The sequence below is a fragment of the Xenorhabdus bovienii genome (assembly GCF_024721015.1).
Lineage (GTDB): Bacteria > Pseudomonadota > Gammaproteobacteria > Enterobacterales > Enterobacteriaceae > Xenorhabdus > Xenorhabdus bovienii.
Map to the genome: position 1 here is coordinate 84,034 of NZ_JANAIF010000004.1, position 18,109 is coordinate 102,142.

The 18,109-nt window shown below is 45.4% G+C and carries 15 protein-coding genes; 8 read left to right on the top strand and 7 right to left on the bottom strand.

Annotation, left to right across the window (positions count from 1 at the left end):
- Positions 1–63 precede the first annotated feature (63 nt).
- The 8 genes from thiB (at position 64) to NXS07_RS02295 (ending at position 10,463) form a co-directional block, all read left to right on the top strand.
- Positions 64–1,077: a thiamine ABC transporter substrate binding subunit gene (gene thiB / locus NXS07_RS02260; protein ID WP_438818360.1), complete on the top strand. Its 1,014-nt coding sequence runs from the start codon at positions 64–66 to the stop codon at positions 1,075–1,077.
- Positions 1,053–2,657, top strand: a complete 1,605-nt coding sequence (thiP, locus tag NXS07_RS02265) for a thiamine/thiamine pyrophosphate ABC transporter permease ThiP (protein WP_046337578.1) — start codon at positions 1,053–1,055, stop codon at positions 2,655–2,657. Before thiB ends, thiP begins: the two co-directional genes overlap by 25 nt.
- Positions 2,650–3,345: a thiamine ABC transporter ATP-binding protein ThiQ gene (gene thiQ / locus NXS07_RS02270; RefSeq protein WP_258086087.1), complete on the top strand. Its 696-nt coding sequence runs from the start codon at positions 2,650–2,652 to the stop codon at positions 3,343–3,345. The genes thiP and thiQ overlap by 8 nt, the downstream gene beginning before the upstream one ends.
- A 325-nt stretch (positions 3,346–3,670) precedes the next feature.
- A complete protein-coding gene (locus tag NXS07_RS02275) occupies positions 3,671–4,012 on the top strand; it encodes a DUF3761 domain-containing protein (RefSeq protein WP_230579980.1) in 342 nt (113 codons plus the stop codon).
- 1,593 nt (positions 4,013–5,605) lie between these two features.
- On the top strand, positions 5,606–6,379 hold the full coding sequence (locus NXS07_RS02280) for a protein bax (RefSeq protein WP_038194549.1): 774 nt from the start codon (positions 5,606–5,608) through the stop codon (positions 6,377–6,379).
- Positions 6,380–6,720: 341 nt separating this feature from the next.
- Complete coding sequence (locus NXS07_RS02285; RefSeq protein ID WP_258086088.1) at positions 6,721–8,142, top strand: MBOAT family O-acyltransferase; 1,422 nt, start codon at positions 6,721–6,723, stop codon at positions 8,140–8,142.
- Positions 8,129–9,265 (top strand): SGNH/GDSL hydrolase family protein, encoded by a 1,137-nt coding sequence (locus NXS07_RS02290; protein WP_258086089.1) that lies wholly within the window; start codon positions 8,129–8,131, stop codon positions 9,263–9,265. The genes NXS07_RS02285 and NXS07_RS02290 overlap by 14 nt, the downstream gene beginning before the upstream one ends.
- Entirely contained in the window at positions 9,252–10,463 is a 1,212-nt protein-coding gene (locus NXS07_RS02295; protein WP_258086090.1) for an SGNH/GDSL hydrolase family protein, read from the top strand. The genes NXS07_RS02290 and NXS07_RS02295 overlap by 14 nt, the downstream gene beginning before the upstream one ends.
- Positions 10,464–10,843: 380 nt before the next feature.
- Here the strand turns inward: NXS07_RS02295 and gntU are convergent, their stop codons facing one another.
- The 7 genes from gntU to NXS07_RS02330 all read right to left on the bottom strand — a co-directional run bounded on the left by gntU (position 10,844) and on the right by NXS07_RS02330 (position 18,104).
- Complete coding sequence (gene gntU / locus NXS07_RS02300; protein ID WP_258086091.1) at positions 10,844–12,184, bottom strand: gluconate transporter; 1,341 nt, start codon at positions 12,182–12,184, stop codon at positions 10,844–10,846.
- Positions 12,181–12,720, bottom strand: coding sequence for a gluconokinase (gene gntK / locus NXS07_RS02305; RefSeq protein WP_258086092.1), 540 nt, complete (start codon positions 12,718–12,720; stop codon positions 12,181–12,183). The genes gntU and gntK overlap by 4 nt, the downstream gene beginning before the upstream one ends.
- 221 nt (positions 12,721–12,941) lie before the next feature.
- Positions 12,942–13,937 (bottom strand): gluconate operon transcriptional repressor GntR, encoded by a 996-nt coding sequence (gene gntR / locus NXS07_RS02310; RefSeq protein ID WP_038208000.1) that lies wholly within the window; start codon positions 13,935–13,937, stop codon positions 12,942–12,944.
- A gap of 141 nt (positions 13,938–14,078) precedes the next feature.
- Complete coding sequence (locus tag NXS07_RS02315; protein ID WP_038194535.1) at positions 14,079–15,053, bottom strand: LacI family DNA-binding transcriptional regulator; 975 nt, start codon at positions 15,051–15,053, stop codon at positions 14,079–14,081.
- 46 nt (positions 15,054–15,099) lie between these two features.
- Positions 15,100–16,410 (bottom strand): 6-phospho-beta-glucosidase, encoded by a 1,311-nt coding sequence (locus NXS07_RS02320; RefSeq protein ID WP_258086093.1) that lies wholly within the window; start codon positions 16,408–16,410, stop codon positions 15,100–15,102.
- Between the two features lie 12 nt (positions 16,411–16,422).
- Positions 16,423–16,770, bottom strand: a complete 348-nt coding sequence (locus NXS07_RS02325; protein ID WP_080717492.1) for a PTS lactose/cellobiose transporter subunit IIA — start codon at positions 16,768–16,770, stop codon at positions 16,423–16,425.
- Positions 16,771–16,793: 23 nt separating this feature from the next.
- Positions 16,794–18,104 (bottom strand): PTS sugar transporter subunit IIC, encoded by a 1,311-nt coding sequence (locus NXS07_RS02330; RefSeq protein ID WP_258086094.1) that lies wholly within the window; start codon positions 18,102–18,104, stop codon positions 16,794–16,796.
- Positions 18,105–18,109: the final 5 nt, after the last annotated feature.

Here is an 18,109-nt window from a genome sequence, read left to right on the forward strand (position 1 = left end):
TATTTTCCATTTAGCACTTTCTCAAATCCTTTATCTATCTGCTAATCACAACAGGAGAGCAAAGTGTTTAAAAACTTATTTTCCAGATTTATCGCAATCAGTACGCTATCGATCTCTGCATGTGTCTTTGCTCAAACGGCACAGGCCAAGCCTACACTAACAATTTACACTTATGATTCATTTGCTTCTGAATGGGGGCCGGGACCTGCCATTAAAAAAGCCTTTGAAGCAGAGTGTAACTGTGAACTGAAACTCGTCGCCCTGGAAGATGGAGTATCCCTGCTGAACCGAGTGAGAATGGAAGGCAAAAAGACATCAGCAGACATCGTGTTAGGGCTGGATAACAACTTGATTCAGGCTGCCCAGCAGACAGGGTTGTTTACACCAAGCCATATTGATACCTCAAAACTGAAATTACCTGTCACATGGAACAGCGCAACCTTCATTCCTTACGATTACGGTTACTTTGCCTTTGTTTACAACAAGAACACCTTACCTCACCCTCCCAAAAGTATGGATGAATTAATCAACAGTCACCAGAATCTGAAGATGATTTATCAAGATCCGCGCACCAGCACCCCTGGCTTGGGTCTGCTACTCTGGATGCAGGATATTTATGGCGATAAAGCGGTACAGGAGTGGCCGAAAGTTGCCAAAAAAACGCTGACCGTCACCAAGGGCTGGAGTGAAGCCTATGGGCTGTTCCTTAAAGGTGAAGGAGATATGGTACTTAGCTATACCACATCACCGGCCTATCACATTCTGTCAGAGAAAAAAGATAACTATGCCGCCGCCATATTCAGCGAAGGTCATTACCTGCAAATTGAAGTCGCCGCTCAGTTAGCCTCAAGTAAGCAACCTGAACTGGCGCAGAAATTCATGCAGTTCATGATTTCACCTGCATTCCAGCAGGCAATTCCGACGACTAACTGGATGTATCCGGTTATCGACATTCCTCTGCCTGAGGTTTTCAAGCAGCTTCCTATGCCCGCAAAACCACTGCAATTCAGCGCAGATGATGTGGCCAAACACCGTAATCAGTGGATCCGTACATGGCAAAGCGCCGTAAGCCGTTAATTGCGGGTTGGTTATTGCCGGGGGTGATTGCCTCCGGCCTGTTACTTGTCGTTGCTCTGTCAGCATTTGGAGCGCTTTGGTTCAATGCGCCGGAAAGCCACTGGCAAGGGTTCTTAGACGACAGTTACCTGTGGCATGTCATTCGGTTCACTTTTTGGCAGGCTTTCCTGTCTGCCGTGTTATCGGTGACGCCAGCGATTTTCCTCGCAAGAGCACTTTATCGCCGTCGTTTTCCCGGTAGAGCGCTGTTTCTACGCTTATGCGCCATGACGTTGGTACTTCCCGTTTTAGTTGCCCTCTTTGGCATACTGACCGTTTATGGTCGAGTCGGCTGGTTGGCAAATATTTCCCAATGGATGGGTATTGAATACCGTTTTACGCCTTACGGGCTGCAAGGAATTCTACTGGCACATATTTTTTTCAATATGCCAATGGCAGCCCGGTTACTGCTCCAATCGCTGGAAAATATTGCGATAGAGCAGCGGCAACTCGCAGCACAGCTTGGTATGAATGAATGGCAGCATTTTCGTTTTGTAGAATGGCCTTATCTGCGCCGTCAAATTCTGCCGACGGGTGCACTGATATTCATGCTGTGCTTTGCCAGTTTTGCCACCGTGCTCGCACTGGGAGGCGGCCCCGCAGCAACCACCATAGAGCTGGCCATTTATCAGGCACTCAGCTATGACTACGATCTCGGTCATGCTGCCCTGCTTGCGCTTATCCAGCTATTTTGCTGTCTTGGTCTGGTGTTGGTCAGCCAAAAACTCAAAGGCACACTCTTTGTCGGTTACGGTCACCAGCAACAATGGCGGAATCCGCAGGATTCATGGCTGCAAAAAGGGTGTGATGGGCTATTCATCGTTATGGCACTACTACTTTTGATCCCACCATTACTGGCGGTCATTGTGGACGGTCTGAACGGTGCTGTACTTAATGTCCTGCGCCAGCCAGCTTTGTGGCAAGCTTTTACGACTTCAGCCATTATCGCTCTGGGAGCAGGTTTGCTGTGTGTCATGCTGACTATGATGCTGCTATGGAGTAGCCGTGAATTACGCTTGCGCCACTCTCCTCGCTGGGGACAGGCAATGGAAACCAGCGGTTTATTAATCCTTGCCATGCCGGGCATTGTTCTTGCAACAGGCTTTTTTATTCTGCTGAACACCACCGTTGGCTTGCCACATTCTCCTTACGGATTGGTTATCTTGACCAATGGATTAATGGCGATCCCATATGCTCTGAAGGTATTGGATAACCCAATGCGTGATTTGGCGGAACGTTACAATCCCCTGTGCCGTTCCCTTAATATTCAAGGGATTCACCGACTGCGCTGGATTGAGCTTAAGGCACTGAAAATTCCTTTGGCTCAAGCACTGGCTTTTTCCTGTGTTTTATCGATTGGGGATTTTGGCGTTGTCACGTTATTTGGCAACGAAGATTTCCGCACCCTGCCTTTCTATCTTTATCAGCAAATCGGGGCATATCGCAGTCAAGACGGTGCAGTCACCGCCTTCTTGCTGCTGCTTCTCTGTTTTATCTTGTTCAGTGTGCTTGAACGCTTACCGGGCCGACGCCATGATTAAACTCGAAAATGTCATTTATACCTACGAACACCTTGCCATGCATTTCCATGTCAATATTGAGGCAGGCGAACGCGTTGCAATCCTCGGCCCCAGCGGAGCGGGTAAAAGCACGCTGTTAAGTTTAATAGCAGGATTTCAATCCGCAGAAAGTGGCGATATCTGGTTAAATGGTGAAAATCATACCCATACCTCGCCTTCCAAACGGCCAGTTTCAATGTTGTTTCAGGAAAATAACCTGTTTTCCCACTTAACCATTGAGCAAAATATCGGTCTGGGATTACATCCCGGCTTACGGCTAACGGGTGAGCAACAAAAGACGCTACAGCAAATTGCTGCCCAAGTATCACTGCAAGATTATCTTAACCGCCTGCCAGCCCAGCTTTCCGGCGGCCAGCGCCAACGCGCAGCACTGGCACGCTGTCTGGTACGCCAGCAGCCTATTTTATTGCTCGATGAGCCATTTTCGGCACTTGATCCTGCTTTGCGCAATGAAATGTTGGAGTTACTGACGCAAGTTTGTGATGCGCGCCGGCTCACTTTAATGATGGTGTCTCATAATCTTGATGATGCCGCCAAAATAGCACCGCGTTCTTTACTTATTGTGGATGGGCGGATTTATTATGATAGTGCAACAGCGAAGTTAGTTAATGGGGAAGCGCCTGAGGCGGCGATTTTGGGGATAGGATGAGTGGTTAAATGACACCATCTGTGCCACTCCAAGCAGCCATGCCCCTGCCTGAAGTGCCATTGATTCAGATACAGCAATTTTTATTATCTTATGCCAAGTAAGCAACTCATCATCATAAAGCCTTAATCATTTAAAAAAATGTCATGATTTCTATATCCGTAATATCTACAAACCACAAACACTTGTTATAAAAAGAAAATACAAAACAGACATAAATCGAAATATAAGTATTTCCTATGCTAAATTTGTAATGAAATCATTCAAAGCTATACTCCAAACTGCAAGAGTTGGTTTCGGGTTAAGACACTCTAATCAGAGGACACATATGATGAAAAGCTTGAAGTTATCAGTTGCAGCATTACTGGTGTTGTTTTCAAGTACAGCACTTGCAGCGCCAGCAGTATCACTCGAACACGCTTCAAAAACAGCCACCGCGGTAGAACATAATGTCAAAACGGCTAAAGACAACGTTAGCTCATTAGAAAAGAAAGTTACCAAAGGATCAAAAAGCCAAAAAGCGTCACAGAAAAACAACAGTAAGAAATCAAAAGCTGGAAGCGCAGAGAAAGGGGCTAATAGCGCCCTTTGTAAAGACGGAACCTATAGTAAGAGCAAAACCCATAAAGGTGCATGTTCTCGCCACGGCGGTGTAGCTAAATGGTTATAAATTTCCGTTGATTCTTTATAATACCTAATTAGGGAGCTTCGGCTCCCTAATTATTTTTCAATATGAATCGCATTTTTTTAACTGGAAATAATGGTATACTCCAATAACTTAATTATTTATTCATCAATCTATTCAATAATATCATGATGAATAAATAATAAATTACCATCCAACCAGAAAAAATCGGAATAATAATGCGATTAACTGACGATAAGAAAATACGAAAATCGATAATCAGGTTATTTACCTTTACAGAACAAATCATCATGCTTAAGAGCTTTAGATTAGTTAAGCATGAAACCAGAGATGATTTTTCCAATTGGTTAAAGGGATTAGCCTATAATTTTATGGAATCAGCAAAAAATACGACGTTCTTTTCCATTATCTTGGCCGTTTTTACTTATATCAGTCCACCAAAATCACACTATGCTGTTTTAATTTTCAACAATCTTATTTTTATCTATCCTGTTTTTTATGTTTAGCTATATTGAATAAAGCCAGAATAATTGGATGTGGCTACCTTGTCGGCATAAAATTATTTATATTCTGCATTAATCACAAAATATTTTTTGTACCGGAATCACAAAACAAGGCTTACCCGCCCCTAAATACACAGGGGATCAAAATTTATATTGACGATGATAAAAAAGCAAGAAAACGCATCACAGACATTTTTACATTTAAAGAGCAATTAACTCTGTTACGGTGTTTTTCTTTGGAGAGAGAAAATACTCATGGAGATTTTCTGGCTTGGATTAATAAAACTTCAGCCGACTTTTTTTCGTCGATAAAAATGATGTTAATTATTCTATTTATATTTTTCATTATTTCCATAATAAAATACTATGAAGCTTGGAATTATATACTTGTCACTTTCTTTATTTTTATGATGCCTTTAATGACATTAATTTGAATATTTTTTACATCTCACATGATGGGCTGTAAATTTATCACAAGTGTAAAATTACTTTATTTTCATTTAAGAAATGAAATATAATTAATAAAATTTATCCACATCGATAAATAAATAAAATTTACAAACTGTATTTGCACCGTGAAAATATAGTTGATGATTATTCATTAATTGCTATTTTTATCATTCCTCATTTTTACATTGATTAAACTAATAAATTCCGTTACAAAAAATTTTTGCTTTATAGAAATACCATTCTGAATAGATGATTATCTGGGAATAGTTTATTAAGATTGTCTTAATAAACTATGTTAATCATAATATTAATTTAATAATACCATTAGCTTAATAGAAGCAATAGACGATTAAACATAAATAAAAGCTCCTTTTCTAAAAATTAGACTTAAATCACAATAATGATCTATGCAGCAAAAACCGCGAATTTACGCCGCTAATCCTATAAAAACATTAAATCAACAACACGATTAACAGGATAAAATCCTAGTAATCATTACACTAATTTACTGAATAAAATGAAAAATATAGGTTATTGTCAGTAATGTGCTAGCATTCGTTACAGAAACGAACTTTATGAATGGTGAATAATGGTAGCCAGATATTGATTGTTCTGCTAATATTCGTATGTTTTTTATCCAGAGCAATAAAACGAGGAGAAGCAAATGCCCTCTTTAATCATGAGGACAACTGCCGTCTTCGCTTTCTTTCTCTCATTAATTTTTACCGGTCTGAGTTATGCTTCGACCAGTACCTCAAAAATGAAAGAGTATTCTCACAATGGCATACAGGAGAGTTTGCCAGATTTGCGACAATATCCTTCAGGTACACCCCGGAAGAAAGCGTTTTTAAACATTGTTGTCCCTGTCATTGATGAGCATAATCAAAAGATTATGCAAGACCGAAAATGGCTGCTGTCACACCAGAAAACTCGTCACTGGTCTGTACAGGATATCAGTCGATTGCAGAAAATCTGCGCAAGTTACAAAATGGCCTGCACATCACCGAAACAGGTCAATTGGAACAAACTGCTAAGTCGAGTTGACATTATACCGACCCATTTTGTCGCTACTCAGGCAGCCGCAGAATCGGGCTGGGGAACATCAGAACTTGCCAAGAAGAACAATAACCTGTTTGGTATGCGTTGCAACTCATGCAGCAAAACCAAAGGAAAAATCAAAGGTTATTCGGTTTATCGCAATGTTGATGATTCCGTCATCGCCTACATGAAAAATATGAATACACACCGTGCCTACGAATCACTTCGTACTTCACGGGCAAAACAGAGGACAACACAAGCACCTCTGAATACCAGTAAATTGATCGATAACCTGAACGGTTATTCCGAGCTGGGCGCTAACTATAATCGCTATTTGCATCAGGTATTTAATGGCAATAAAAAGCTGATTTCACAGGTACAGGAACTGGCAGCCCAATAAATACGGGTACATTTATATCCGTCGTCTTTCTAGTTGCGGCTTTTGGTGGCTGCGACCACTTGCCGCCGCGCTGTAACTTGAAATCTATTGGGTATAAATCACCTACGTATTCGTCATACCTTTCGTATTGTTTAATGTTCAATCATTATTAAATAAAAAGGCAATGAACCTGCCTATACGGCAGGCTCCCAATAATCCGCTATGTATTAATTACACAGCGGATTATTTTTTTATAACTTCTCTGCCTGCTACCTATTGTAAACACAAGTAAATTCCATACTATAATGAACCTCAGAATCACTCCCTTTCTCTCAATGATAGATGGTTAGCCAGAGCCTAATATGAATTTCTTTTCTTTTGAGTTTCTTGGTTCGTTTGTTATTCTGCTTCTTGCCTATTGGCTTTTACAAAAAGCTCCCAAGCTACAGAATGGCTTATTAATTTTAGTTAGTTATTTATTTGTTTTCACTTTCTCAGCAAAATTTGCCTGTATTCTGTTCGCTTATACGCTGTTCATTTACTTTTTGGCGAATATTTTCAGTCGTTATTTGTCCAATAAGGCCATATTCACGCTCCTGATTTTCGGTATTGTGGGTTGTTTTACCGCCTTCAAATATTATTCTTTCTTTCAAGAGGCGATCCAGCAATCGTTAGCCAATTTAGGAATTTCTGTCGAACTGCCCATACTTGAGCTGCTGATGCCATTAGGCTTGTCATTTTATGCTTTTCATTCCGTCAGTTACGTGATTTCGGTTTGCAAGAAAGAACTGCCTCACGCTCCGCTGCTTGATGTTATTTTGTATCTCTGCTTTTTTCCAAGCATCGTGGCCGGGCCAATCAATAGAGCCAAAGATTTCCTGCCGCAGATCCAAGCTTCATCCAGAGTGATACTGGAGCCATTCAAAGCGCTGTTATTGATTGCACTGGCCATTGCAAAGCTGTTTCTGCTCAGTTCGACTCTCTCTGAAAATTTTGTTAATCCAGTCTTTGATGACCCCACTGGCTACCATGCAGGACAAGTCCTTGTCGCGATTTATGCTTATGCATGGAATATCTATTTCAACTTTTCAGGTTATACCGACCTCGTGACGGGTATTGCCCTGCTATTAGGTTTTACAGTGCCACAGAACTTTAATGCCCCTTATCTTGCTGAGAATTTACAGGAATTTTGGCGGCGCTGGCACATCAGCCTGTCGACGTTTATCCGCGATTACGTCTACATTCCACTGGGCGGTAATAAAAAAGGCACTGTCCGCAAGAATATGAATCTATTCTCGGCAATGGTCATTTCCGGTCTATGGCATGGTGCCGGATTGAGCTTTATTATTTGGGGCGCCATTCATGGGTTAGGGTTAATTTTCCACAATATTAAAAACGCACTGTTTCCCTCCGCCGGAAATCGCAATAAGACGCGAAATAAAAATCCGATTTCATTATTTTTATCACGCGTGATGACATTCCATTTTGTCTGTTTTGCATGGGTATTCTTCCGCAGCCCAACATTTAATGACGCTCTGGCTGTATTAAACCAACTGTGCTCAGGAGATGTGTTCACGGCACTGTTGTCCAGCAGCACTTTATTAGTCGCTTTTTGGGGATTCTTTATTATCTATCCTTGGCTGGTGAATATCAGAGACACGATGGAAAAGAACCATAGCTTAATATCATGGGCTTATTACCCCATTCCCTTAGCCCTGATCCTCACGTTGGTATTTATGCTGTCACCTTCTGGAATGCCGGGATTTATCTATGCCAACTTCTGAATTTACCTTTAATCTTAAAAAAGTCGGGCAGGTGATGTTTATCGTCACTTTAACCAGCCTGCTGCTGATCTGGCTGAATCAACGTTCGCTGGATAGTTTCTGGCAACAGAAGTATCACCGTAATAGTCCGTGGACAGCCCTTAAGGGAGAGCCAATGTGGGATTTGGGCAGCAATATGCAGCAAGGTGCCATTGCCGCCAGCGAAACATTTATGGCATATGCAAGGGGGATTCATCAGGATAATAAGCGACAGGCCATGAATATTGATGCTACTCCAAGCGTGATTCTTCCTGATTTTCAGGTTGGTCTGCGTTTTCTGGAAGGATATACGTACTCTATCGAGAGTCGCTATTTGACGTTCCCTGATTTACTGCACAAAGATGTCCGGCACACTCAATCATCCTTATTACGAAATCATTCACCATCAAATGCGGTTATCGAAATTACCCCAAAAACCAATGTCAGTTTGGGGAAAAAAGATCAGGTACTGTTTGCAGGGGATTCGATGATGCAAGGCGTTGCTCCGCATTTAAAACGCCGTCTTTACCAGGAACATGGCATCGCCAGTATTAATTTGAGCAAGCAGAGTACAGGGTTGGCCTATCCCGGTTTCTTTGATTGGCCCAAAACAATCGGCGATACACTAAGGAAAAATCCGGATATTAAATTGGTTGTGGTGTTTTTAGGCCCCAATGATCCCTGGGATATGCCGACAAAACGCGGAGGAGCCTATTTGAAATTCGCGAGTGAAGATTGGGAAAACCTTTATCGTCAGCGAATCGAAACGATTTTAAATGATGCTCACCAGCATAAGGTGGATGTGATTTGGGTTGGCCCACCCAATATGCGGCAGAAAAAACTTTCCGGCAGCATGGCTTATCTCAATAAATTGTATCAGGCAGAGGTGGCAAAAATGGGTGAGATCTATGTTTCAGTTAATGATATGTTCAAATATCGGTCAGAAGATTATTCAGACTATATTGGTGATGGCAGTAGTGCAATCAAACTCCGAAGTGGCGACGGTATTCATTTCAGTTTGAATGGGCAGCAGACCATCGCGAACGCTATCTTTTCATTAATGACATTTATTCAGGAGCCAGTTAAAAAAGATGCAACCATTTAGACCGTTCCGTTGGTTTTATCGGATAACGGGTGCAGGTCTGGTTATCGCGCTCTCTGTGAGCCTATTATCATGCCACGGCAAAAAATCCAAACCGTCATCTGAATTGCAGACGACGCAAATACATCGCCAAAATCAACTGACAAATTTTGGCGACCCAAATTTCCCATTACTGGCGGATAAGCTGCGTCATAGCAACTCGCGCCAACTCCATTTCGTGCAACTGGGCGATTCACATACCGCCGCCGATTTTTTTACCGGCAAGCTGCGTAGCTTATTGCAGAATCGCTATGGTGACGCTGGCCCTGGTTTTATCAGCCCGATCAGCATTCCCGGCCAGCGCACGGCGACCGTCAGGTTCACGGATGATAAAAAAAACTGGTGGCTTTCGAGCAGCCGGAAAGATAATCGTGCGGATTATCCACTGGGGGGTTTTATTGCCACACCAGAAAATGTCAGCAGCACAATACGGATGAATTTATCACCCTCTACTTTTGAGAAGTACGGGATAAGCGCGCTTTATCAATCCCATGAGGCAAGCCAAATCAGGACGCAGTTTAGCCAGTGGGATCTGCCGGCCACACAAAGCGAATGGCAGTTTTCGCAACAACACAGTGTTTCTTTCCCACTCAGGGTCGATGCACAGGATACGCATTTGAAAATCGGTGGCTGGCTGATCAAACGCCAAAGCTCCGGCATTATGTTATCCGCGTTGGGGATTAATGGTGCCACCATCAGTATGTTGGATAAATGGCAGCCACAGTGGATCAATACACTGGTCCAATTGAAACCGGATATGGTGATCCTTGCTTATGGCACCAATGAAGCCTTCAACGATTCACTGGATCTTGTTGCCTATCAGAAGGAACTGGCATCAAAAGTGCAGGAAATTCGCAAGGCGATGCCAGAAGTAGTTATTCTGCTGATTGGGCCAAGTGATTCGCTGAAAAACAAAACCGCCGCAAGCTGTGCCGAACAACAACCCGCTCTGCTCAATGGCATAATTCAGGCTCAGCAGACCGTCGCCAAACAGCAGCACACCCTGTTCTGGAATTGGCAGGAGTTTATGGGTGGGTCATGTTCAATCAGAAGCTGGCAGCAGCAGAATCTCGCTCGTCCCGACTATGTTCATCTCTCCGCCGCAGGGTATGAACGCAGTGCCGAAGCGCTTTATAGCCAGATTATTGGTTTGATTGAGTAGTGAATGACAAGGTGTGGAAAGCAAAGACATTCAGTGGAATAAATGCAGAACCGTAGTTTCAGCAGGTTTATCCCCGTACTTACGGGGAACACATATCATCCAATGACGCATATTTATATTTAGCCGGCTTATCCCCGTACCTACGGGGAACACTCTAAATATAACCGTCTGTTTTAAATATATTTTATTAGACGTAAAAATTCTACCACGTTAAATCACAAAATTAACCGAGGGAAATTCTATGATTTTTACTCAAATCACCTCGCCATCCCCACAGCAAACACCCATCGGATTTTTTATTGAAAAACCCGAAAATAAATATAAAAAAACGGCATTTTAATCAATCAGTAAAATGCCGTTAGCGATGTTTCAGGGAAAATTTAACTCAGCATGGCAAAATAGATCATGCCGATAATGGCACCCGCAGTACCCAAAATGGTTTCCATAATGGTCCATGTTTTCAGTGTCTGTACTTCTGTCGCACCGGTAAACTTACCGAACAGCCAGAAGCCCGAATCGTTTACATGGCTGAGTATCAACGAACCACCAGCAATACACACTGACAACGCCGCCATTTGCGCACCGGAATAACCCAGTTCGCCAATGACTGGCAGTACCAGACCCACAGTAGTCAGACACGCTACGGTAGCCGAGCCCTGAATCACGCGCACCGCCCCTGCCAGAATAAAACATGCCAGTGCGATTGGCAGACCAGCCCCCACCAAAGCATTACCGAGCGCTGGCCCGACACCGGAATCCACCAGCACTTGCTTGAACACGCCACCTGCCCCCGTAACCAGCAGGATGATCCCCGCAGGCTGAATCGCCGCAGAGCACACTTCCATAACTCTGTCTTTACTCATACCGCGACGGATCGCCAAGCCATAAATCGCCACCAGACAGGCAATTAAAATCGCGGTGAAAGGATGACCGACAAACTCCAGCCATTGATACAACGTTGACTGCTGATCGACGAAACGTGCAGCAATAGTCTTCAAACCCACCAATACCAGCGGGAATAACACCAGTGCCAGGCTGAAACCAAAGGAAGGCATCTGGCTTTTGCCAATGCTCGGTGTATTCAGATCCTCTGGTAATTCCAGTGTCACATGTTTACTGATGAAATTGCCGTACATCGGGCCGGCCAGCAACATGCAGGGGATCGCAGCACTCAGGCCAATCAGGATCATCCAGCCAAAATCGGCTCCCATCTGAGAAGCCAGCAACATCGGCGTCGGCCCCGGAACCAGAAACGCCGCAGCGGCTGCAACACCGGCAAACAGTGGGATTGCCAGTTTCACCACATTACCGCCAGTACGACGTGCAACGGCAAATACCACGCCAATCAACAGCACAACTGCCACATCAAAAAACAGTGGTAAGGCACAGATAAGCCCCGCGATGCCCAATGCATAATTCGCACGTTTTTCACCAAAACCACCCAGCAATTTCACGGCAATCTGGTCAAGCGCCCCTGTTTCATGCAGGATCTTGCCAAACATGGCACCCAGCGCCACCACAATGGCCAGAAAGCCCAAAGTACCTGACATCCCGTTTTGCATAGTCTGGGTGATTTTTTCCAATGGCATACCAGAGAAGATCCCCGCTCCCATTGAAACCAACATCAGAGCGATAAAAGCATGCATTCTGGCTTTCATCACCAAAAACAATAGTAGGAGAACAGAACCGACGGCCGTCAGCACCAAAGTTAATGTAGTCATGAATGCCCCTCGGTAATGCGATCAATTGTTGTCATTGTGTTTTTGATTACTTCATCAAGGTCTGGTCTGATATCAATGTGATGGACATCTTTTTCATCGTCAGTCGGCTCTTCCAATGCCTCAAACTGCGAGATCAGCATTTGGGGTTTGAAGAAGTGTCCCTTGCGAGCTTTCAGACGGCTTTCAATTAAATCAAAACCCCCCTGCATATACAGAAATGACAGGTTTTTGTTGCCATTACGCAGCATATCCCGATAGTTTTTTTTCAGGGCAGAGCACACGAGCAAAGAGACATTATTTGTACGCTGCATGGCAAAAATGGCATCGTTGAGTGCTTTTAACCACGGCTGACGATCATCGTCATTCAAAGCGTGGCCTTGTGCCATCTTAATAATATTGGCGCGGGGATGAAGAAAGTCACCATCCAGAAACGCCGCGCCCAACTTACGGGCAACCCCACTGGCAACCGCAGATTTACCGCTGCCAGATACCCCCATCAATACAAAAACATGATTTGGCTGTTGGGTATTGCTCATATCAAACTCCTTTGTGCAGATCTTGTTACTTGGCTATCTCTGTGACGTACCTGCAAAATTTTCTCTATGAAATATTATCCATAAAATGTTACCGGTAACTTATTATCGGTAACATTACCAGCAACACAAGATCGCGAGCAATTAATCAGGATCGGCAAAAAAGGAAAATGTGAGGCTTATCGCAATTGAAGATAGGAAAGCATCATTTTGATCTACAAAAATTAAACACTTTCTCCCAATGAAAGCGTAAATCCAACATCAATAAGGGTTTGTTCCAGTTTTTGTCCCTTCAAACGAGCAAACAGGGCTTCCGCCGCCCTGCGTCCGATCAGATCACGCGGAGTCAGTACACTGGCCAGTTTTGGCATCATCACCTGACCAACATCATGGCCGTGGAATCCAGCGACAGCGATCTGTTCCGGGACATTGATCCCCTGTCGCTGACATTCAAAAATCGCACCAATCGCAATATCATCATTGGTGCAAAACAGACCATCAACATCAGGGTATTTCTGGCAGGTTTCCCGCAAAAGCTGCGCACCCAGTGAATAGGACGAACTGGCAGGCGTCATCACATTCCTCGGCTGCAACCCTGCGCTGCGCATCGCCATTTCGTACCCATCCAAGCGGATCAGCGTTCGTTCATCCTGCCGCGCTCCGAGGTAGATCACGTTTTGGCAGCCACGTTCGATCATAGCCACCGTCATCTGCCGCGCCGCCTCAAAATTATCGATCCCGACAGCAATATCAAGGCAGGGAGAGACGCTATCCATCAGTTCCACAACCGGAATGCCTGCCGTCTCCAGTACCTTCAAGGTCTTGGGCGTATGCGTCCGCTCTGCCAGGATCAGGCCATCAATATTGTAAGAAAGCAGAGAAAGCAGGCGCTCTTCTTCTTTCTGAGCGGAATAACCGTAGTGGGCGAGCATCGTCTGATAACCATTGCGATCAGTTACCTGCTCGATCCCACGAATGACTTCGGCAAATACCTGATTGGTCAGTGAAGGAAGTAAAACCCCTATCGTTCGGCTGGTAGCGTTGGAAAGGATATCCGGCACACGATTGGGAATGTAACCCAGTTGATCCAACGTTTCAGCGATCCGTTTTCCCAATGCTTCCGAGACCTGATCCGGGTTACGCAAGAAACGGCTGACCGTCATTTTTGTGACCCCAACGAGGTCTGCGACATCTTGTAAAACTGGACGTTTTTTCTTCATTTTCAATGTAATGCAATCAGCTATCTATATTCAGACTAATAAAAAGCGGTTTTAACACATTTATACACCACAACAATACGATTTTTAGCCAAAAATGCTGGCTTACTCTCATCTCATAGAGCTGTAGTTATAGAACTGTGATCACTTACTCTGTCTGAGAGAATTCCGATAAATAATTTGGGGCGTAAATTCTGGGGGAGGTGTATCAGGTTCGATCAATAAACGCGTCGCGAAACACGCCATGTCAGTAATGGGAAAATGGACGCTAGTCAGTGCAGGATAGACAAATGCCGCTCGCTCTCCGCTGTCATAACAGATGATAGAGATATCCTCTGGTACACACAGCCCCAGCTCTGTAATCGCCAGCAATGCGCCGAGCGCCATCTCTTCACTACAGAAAAACAAGGCATCAGGCCGTGATTTTGCCAGAATGGTTCGGGTTTGCCGGTAGCCACTTTGCAGATCATACTCCCCTTCCAGACAAGCAACAGGATTCAATCCCGCATCCTGCATGGCATCCAAGAACCCTTGACGGCGCTGCTGGCTTGGATTGCGTGACAAAGGGCCACTCACGCAGGCAATGCGAGTATGTCCATGCTCGACCAAGGTTTGCGTGGCGAGATAGCTGGCCTTGTGGTGATCAAACACAACACAGCGCGGCTCCAGCCCTGCCACCAGACGATCCAGCAACACAAACGAACGGCCACTTTGAGCGAGTTGCCTCAGCTTATCATCACTGATGGCACGCACATGTAAAATCATCCCGCCGCAGCGCAGGCTATGCAGATGCATAATAGCCTGCCATTCGTTTTCAGCACGATTTCTCCCCTGCATGACCAGAAGCTGTTTGCCATGTGATTCAGCTTCCGTCTGGATGCTATCCATCAAGGCACCAAAGAAGCCGCCACGATAGGAAGTGGTCACCAACCCCAGCGTATTGCTCTGATTTGAAGCCAGTTCACGCGCCGCCAGATTGGGACTGTAACCCAATTCTACGATGGCATTCTCAACTTTGGTACGGGTTGCTGCCTTCACTTTTTTGTCACCATTAACAACGCGTGACACCGTGGCGCGCGAGACGCCTGAATAACTCGCCACATCTTCCAGTGTTATCATACTTTTTCCTTGTTAACTCCATGCTCCTATTCCTGATCGACGCAACTTACCGTTTAAACTGGGGCAAATACATGTGATTAATCTCTAAGATTTCATCCAATAATGTCGAATCCAACGCAACATCGCCAATCAGCGGATGAGCGACCATTGCCAGCAGTGCTGCCCTGCGATCACCGTGGACGGCGGCTTCGATGGTCAGGCGCTCAAATGCTTTCACTTGCTGGGTCAGGGCTGACATACTGTCCGGCAGGTGACCAAACGCCAGCTGGTGCGCCCCTTGAGCATCAACAATGCAGTTGGCTTCGATCACTGCATCATCTGGCAGGCCGATGATAGCGCCCCGATTCGCCGTATTGACGACCAATTGCGTACCGAGATTATTATGAATAGCCGAGATCAATTCCAACGCCACTTCAGAATAGAAAGATCCGCCACGAAAACTGAGCTGAGCGGGTTTGTGATCCAGTTTAGGATCGGCATACAACTCGAACAGCTCCCGCTCCACTTGCATCACCTGCTCTGCCCGTGTCCCTTTGCTCGCCGCGCTTTCTTTCTCTTCCTGTAACATCTTGCCGGTTTGATAGAAGTAGCGATGATACGGGCAGGGAATTGCGCCTAATGCCTGTAAAAACTCCGGCGGCCACGGTTCTTCCTTGATATTGTTCATCGTCAGCTCTGCGCCATTGCACAGCAATTCCAATACCTGCTCGGTTTCATCCCTGCCATTCACTAATACCTGATGTACCCAGACCATATGATTAAGGCCAGCAAAACGTAATTGCACGTCCTGATATGGCCGTTGCAGCATATTGGCGATCATATGGTGCATTGAGATTGGTACATTGCATAACCCGATGATTTTAGCTTTGCTATAGCGGGAAACCGCTTCCGTGACGACGCCGGCGGGATTGCTGAAATTGATAATCCATGCCTCCGGCGCAAGGCGTTCAACTTTATGAGCGATATCCAGTAACACAGGGATGGTACGCAATGCTTTGGCAAACCCGCCTACGCCCGTTGTTTCCTGCCCGAACAACCCATATTTCAACCCCAGACGCTCATCAGCGGCACGGGCAGGAAGTTGACCAACGCGCAGTTGAGTGAGTACGAAACTGGCTCCCTTAATCGCTTCATCCGGTGAATAATGCACCGTGACAGTAACATAATCCAAATCATGACGATCCAGCATACGGCGAGTCAGCGCAGCGATGATTTCCAGCTTGTGCCGCCCGGCTTCCACATCCACCAGCGCCAGCTCAGAAAGCGGAATAGTTTGGCTACGCTGAATAATTCCTTCCACCAATTCTGGTGTATAACTGCTCCCGCCGCCAATAACGGCAATTTTGATCGGTTTCATGTCATCCCCCTGTTATTCTGACTGGCGATCTTGTGGCGGCAAGCGCTGATAAAGATCGATCATATTGCTGGCAAGATCTTGAATCACCATCGCATTCATCAAGTGATCCTGGGCATGAACAGTAATCAGATTAATCGGTAATTTTCCGCACCCTTCATCCAATCCGATCAGCTTAGTCTGAATAGCATGAGCGGCACGCGTTTCCTGTCGCGCTTCTTCCATCAACATTCCTGCTTGCTGAAAATCTCCCGCCTTCGCCTGCTGTAAAGCCATTAACGCACTGCTGCGCGCACTGCCCGCATGTACCAGCAATTCGACGATCTGTTGTTCAAAATCCTGCTGTTCAAAACTAATATTCACACTGCATCCTCCGGAGGTTATCGCTACGCCTGAGCGTCAGCGAGGCTTTTTGCCTGCTGTTGCTCTTCTGCCAAAAGCTGTTTTTCATATACTTTGAAGAAGGGATACCAAATCAGCAGATCAATCACCATCAACAGCCCAACCAACACGACCGCACGGTAATCCCAGGCAGCAGAAATCAACGCCCCCACCGGCGCGGGTGCCGTCCACGGCGCAATCGCGATCATCTTCTGCACCAGATCCAGATGCAGTGCGCCATAGGCCAAGACTGCATTAATCAGCGGCACAACCAGCAGCGGGATCAATAACGTCGGATTCATCACCACCGGAGATCCGAACAGCAACGGTTCATTGATATTGAACATGGCGGGTACAACACTCAGTTTACCAATGGTTTTCAGGTGAATTGAGCGGCTACGCAGATAGAGGAACGCCAATACCAGCGTAGAACCAGAGCCGCCGATACAGACGTAAAAAGACCAATAAGGCGCGGTCAGGATTTGAGTCGTTGCCATGCCCTGTGTCATCAAGGCGGCATTAGCGGCGATATTCGCCATAAAAATGGGATTCAGCAGCCCAGTGACGATATTGTCGCCATGAATACCGGCGAACCACAATAAATTGGCAATCAACACCACCAGCATAACAGCGGGCAACGTATCCCCGATCGCAATCAATGGTTCAAATATCTGCATAACAGCCGCAGGCAGCAGCAAATTAAATTCGCTTTGCAGCAGCAGACTGATGGGATAAACCGTCAGCAAAATACCAACAACGGGGTACAGCAGTTCAAAAGAGCGGGCAATGGCAGGTGGAACCTGTGATGGCATCTTTATCGAAATATTGTATTTTTTCAGCAACCGGATTAATTCCACCGACCAAATCGCACAGATCAGCGCCGTAAATACTCCGGTTCCTCCCAAAAAATCGAGCGGCATTTTGTTATCAACCTGCGGAGCCGCTGCCAACAGAAACGCCATCAACGACAGCAAGGCCGATGTCAGTCCATCCAGGCCATAAGATTTCGCCAGACTATAAGCCGTACCGATGGAGACAAACACACTCATCAGTCCCATCGTCATAAAGAAAGGCATGGTGATGGTTTTCCAATGCGCTTTGGCGAACGCCAGCCAAGCCTGACCAAAAGAAGAGGAGGTTTGAACATCAAATGGCGGATTTGCCACAATCAGCATAATACTGCCAATAATCAGAAAGGGCATGGCCGAGATAAAACCATCACGTATCGCAATAATATGCCGTTGGCTACCGATTCGTCCGGCAATGGGCGCAATATGATTTTCTACAATACGCGTCAAGGAAGTATAAAAACTCATAATCC

Bases quoted from the DNA above. Each gene is read 5' to 3' on its own strand.
- NXS07_RS02320 (WP_258086093.1), bottom strand. From the start codon at position 16,410: ATGAAACCGATCAAAATTGCCGTTATTGGCGGCGGGAGCAGTTATACA.
- NXS07_RS02315 (WP_038194535.1), bottom strand. From the start codon at position 15,053: ATGATAACACTGGAAGATGTGGCGAGTTATTCAGGCGTCTCGCGCGCC.
- NXS07_RS02330 (WP_258086094.1), bottom strand. From the start codon at position 18,104: ATGAGTTTTTATACTTCCTTGACGCGTATTGTAGAAAATCATATTGCG.
- thiP (WP_046337578.1), top strand. From the start codon at position 1,053: ATGGCAAAGCGCCGTAAGCCGTTAATTGCGGGTTGGTTATTGCCGGGG.
- thiQ (WP_258086087.1), top strand. From the start codon at position 2,650: ATGATTAAACTCGAAAATGTCATTTATACCTACGAACACCTTGCCATG.
- gntR (WP_038208000.1), bottom strand. From the start codon at position 13,937: ATGAAGAAAAAACGTCCAGTTTTACAAGATGTCGCAGACCTCGTTGGG.
- gntK (WP_258086092.1), bottom strand. From the start codon at position 12,720: ATGAGCAATACCCAACAGCCAAATCATGTTTTTGTATTGATGGGGGTA.
- NXS07_RS02275 (WP_230579980.1), top strand. From the start codon at position 3,671: ATGATGAAAAGCTTGAAGTTATCAGTTGCAGCATTACTGGTGTTGTTT.
- gntU (WP_258086091.1), bottom strand. From the start codon at position 12,184: ATGACTACATTAACTTTGGTGCTGACGGCCGTCGGTTCTGTTCTCCTA.
- NXS07_RS02290 (WP_258086089.1), top strand. From the start codon at position 8,129: ATGCCAACTTCTGAATTTACCTTTAATCTTAAAAAAGTCGGGCAGGTG.
- NXS07_RS02285 (WP_258086088.1), top strand. From the start codon at position 6,721: ATGAATTTCTTTTCTTTTGAGTTTCTTGGTTCGTTTGTTATTCTGCTT.
- NXS07_RS02295 (WP_258086090.1), top strand. From the start codon at position 9,252: ATGCAACCATTTAGACCGTTCCGTTGGTTTTATCGGATAACGGGTGCA.
- NXS07_RS02280 (WP_038194549.1), top strand. From the start codon at position 5,606: ATGCCCTCTTTAATCATGAGGACAACTGCCGTCTTCGCTTTCTTTCTC.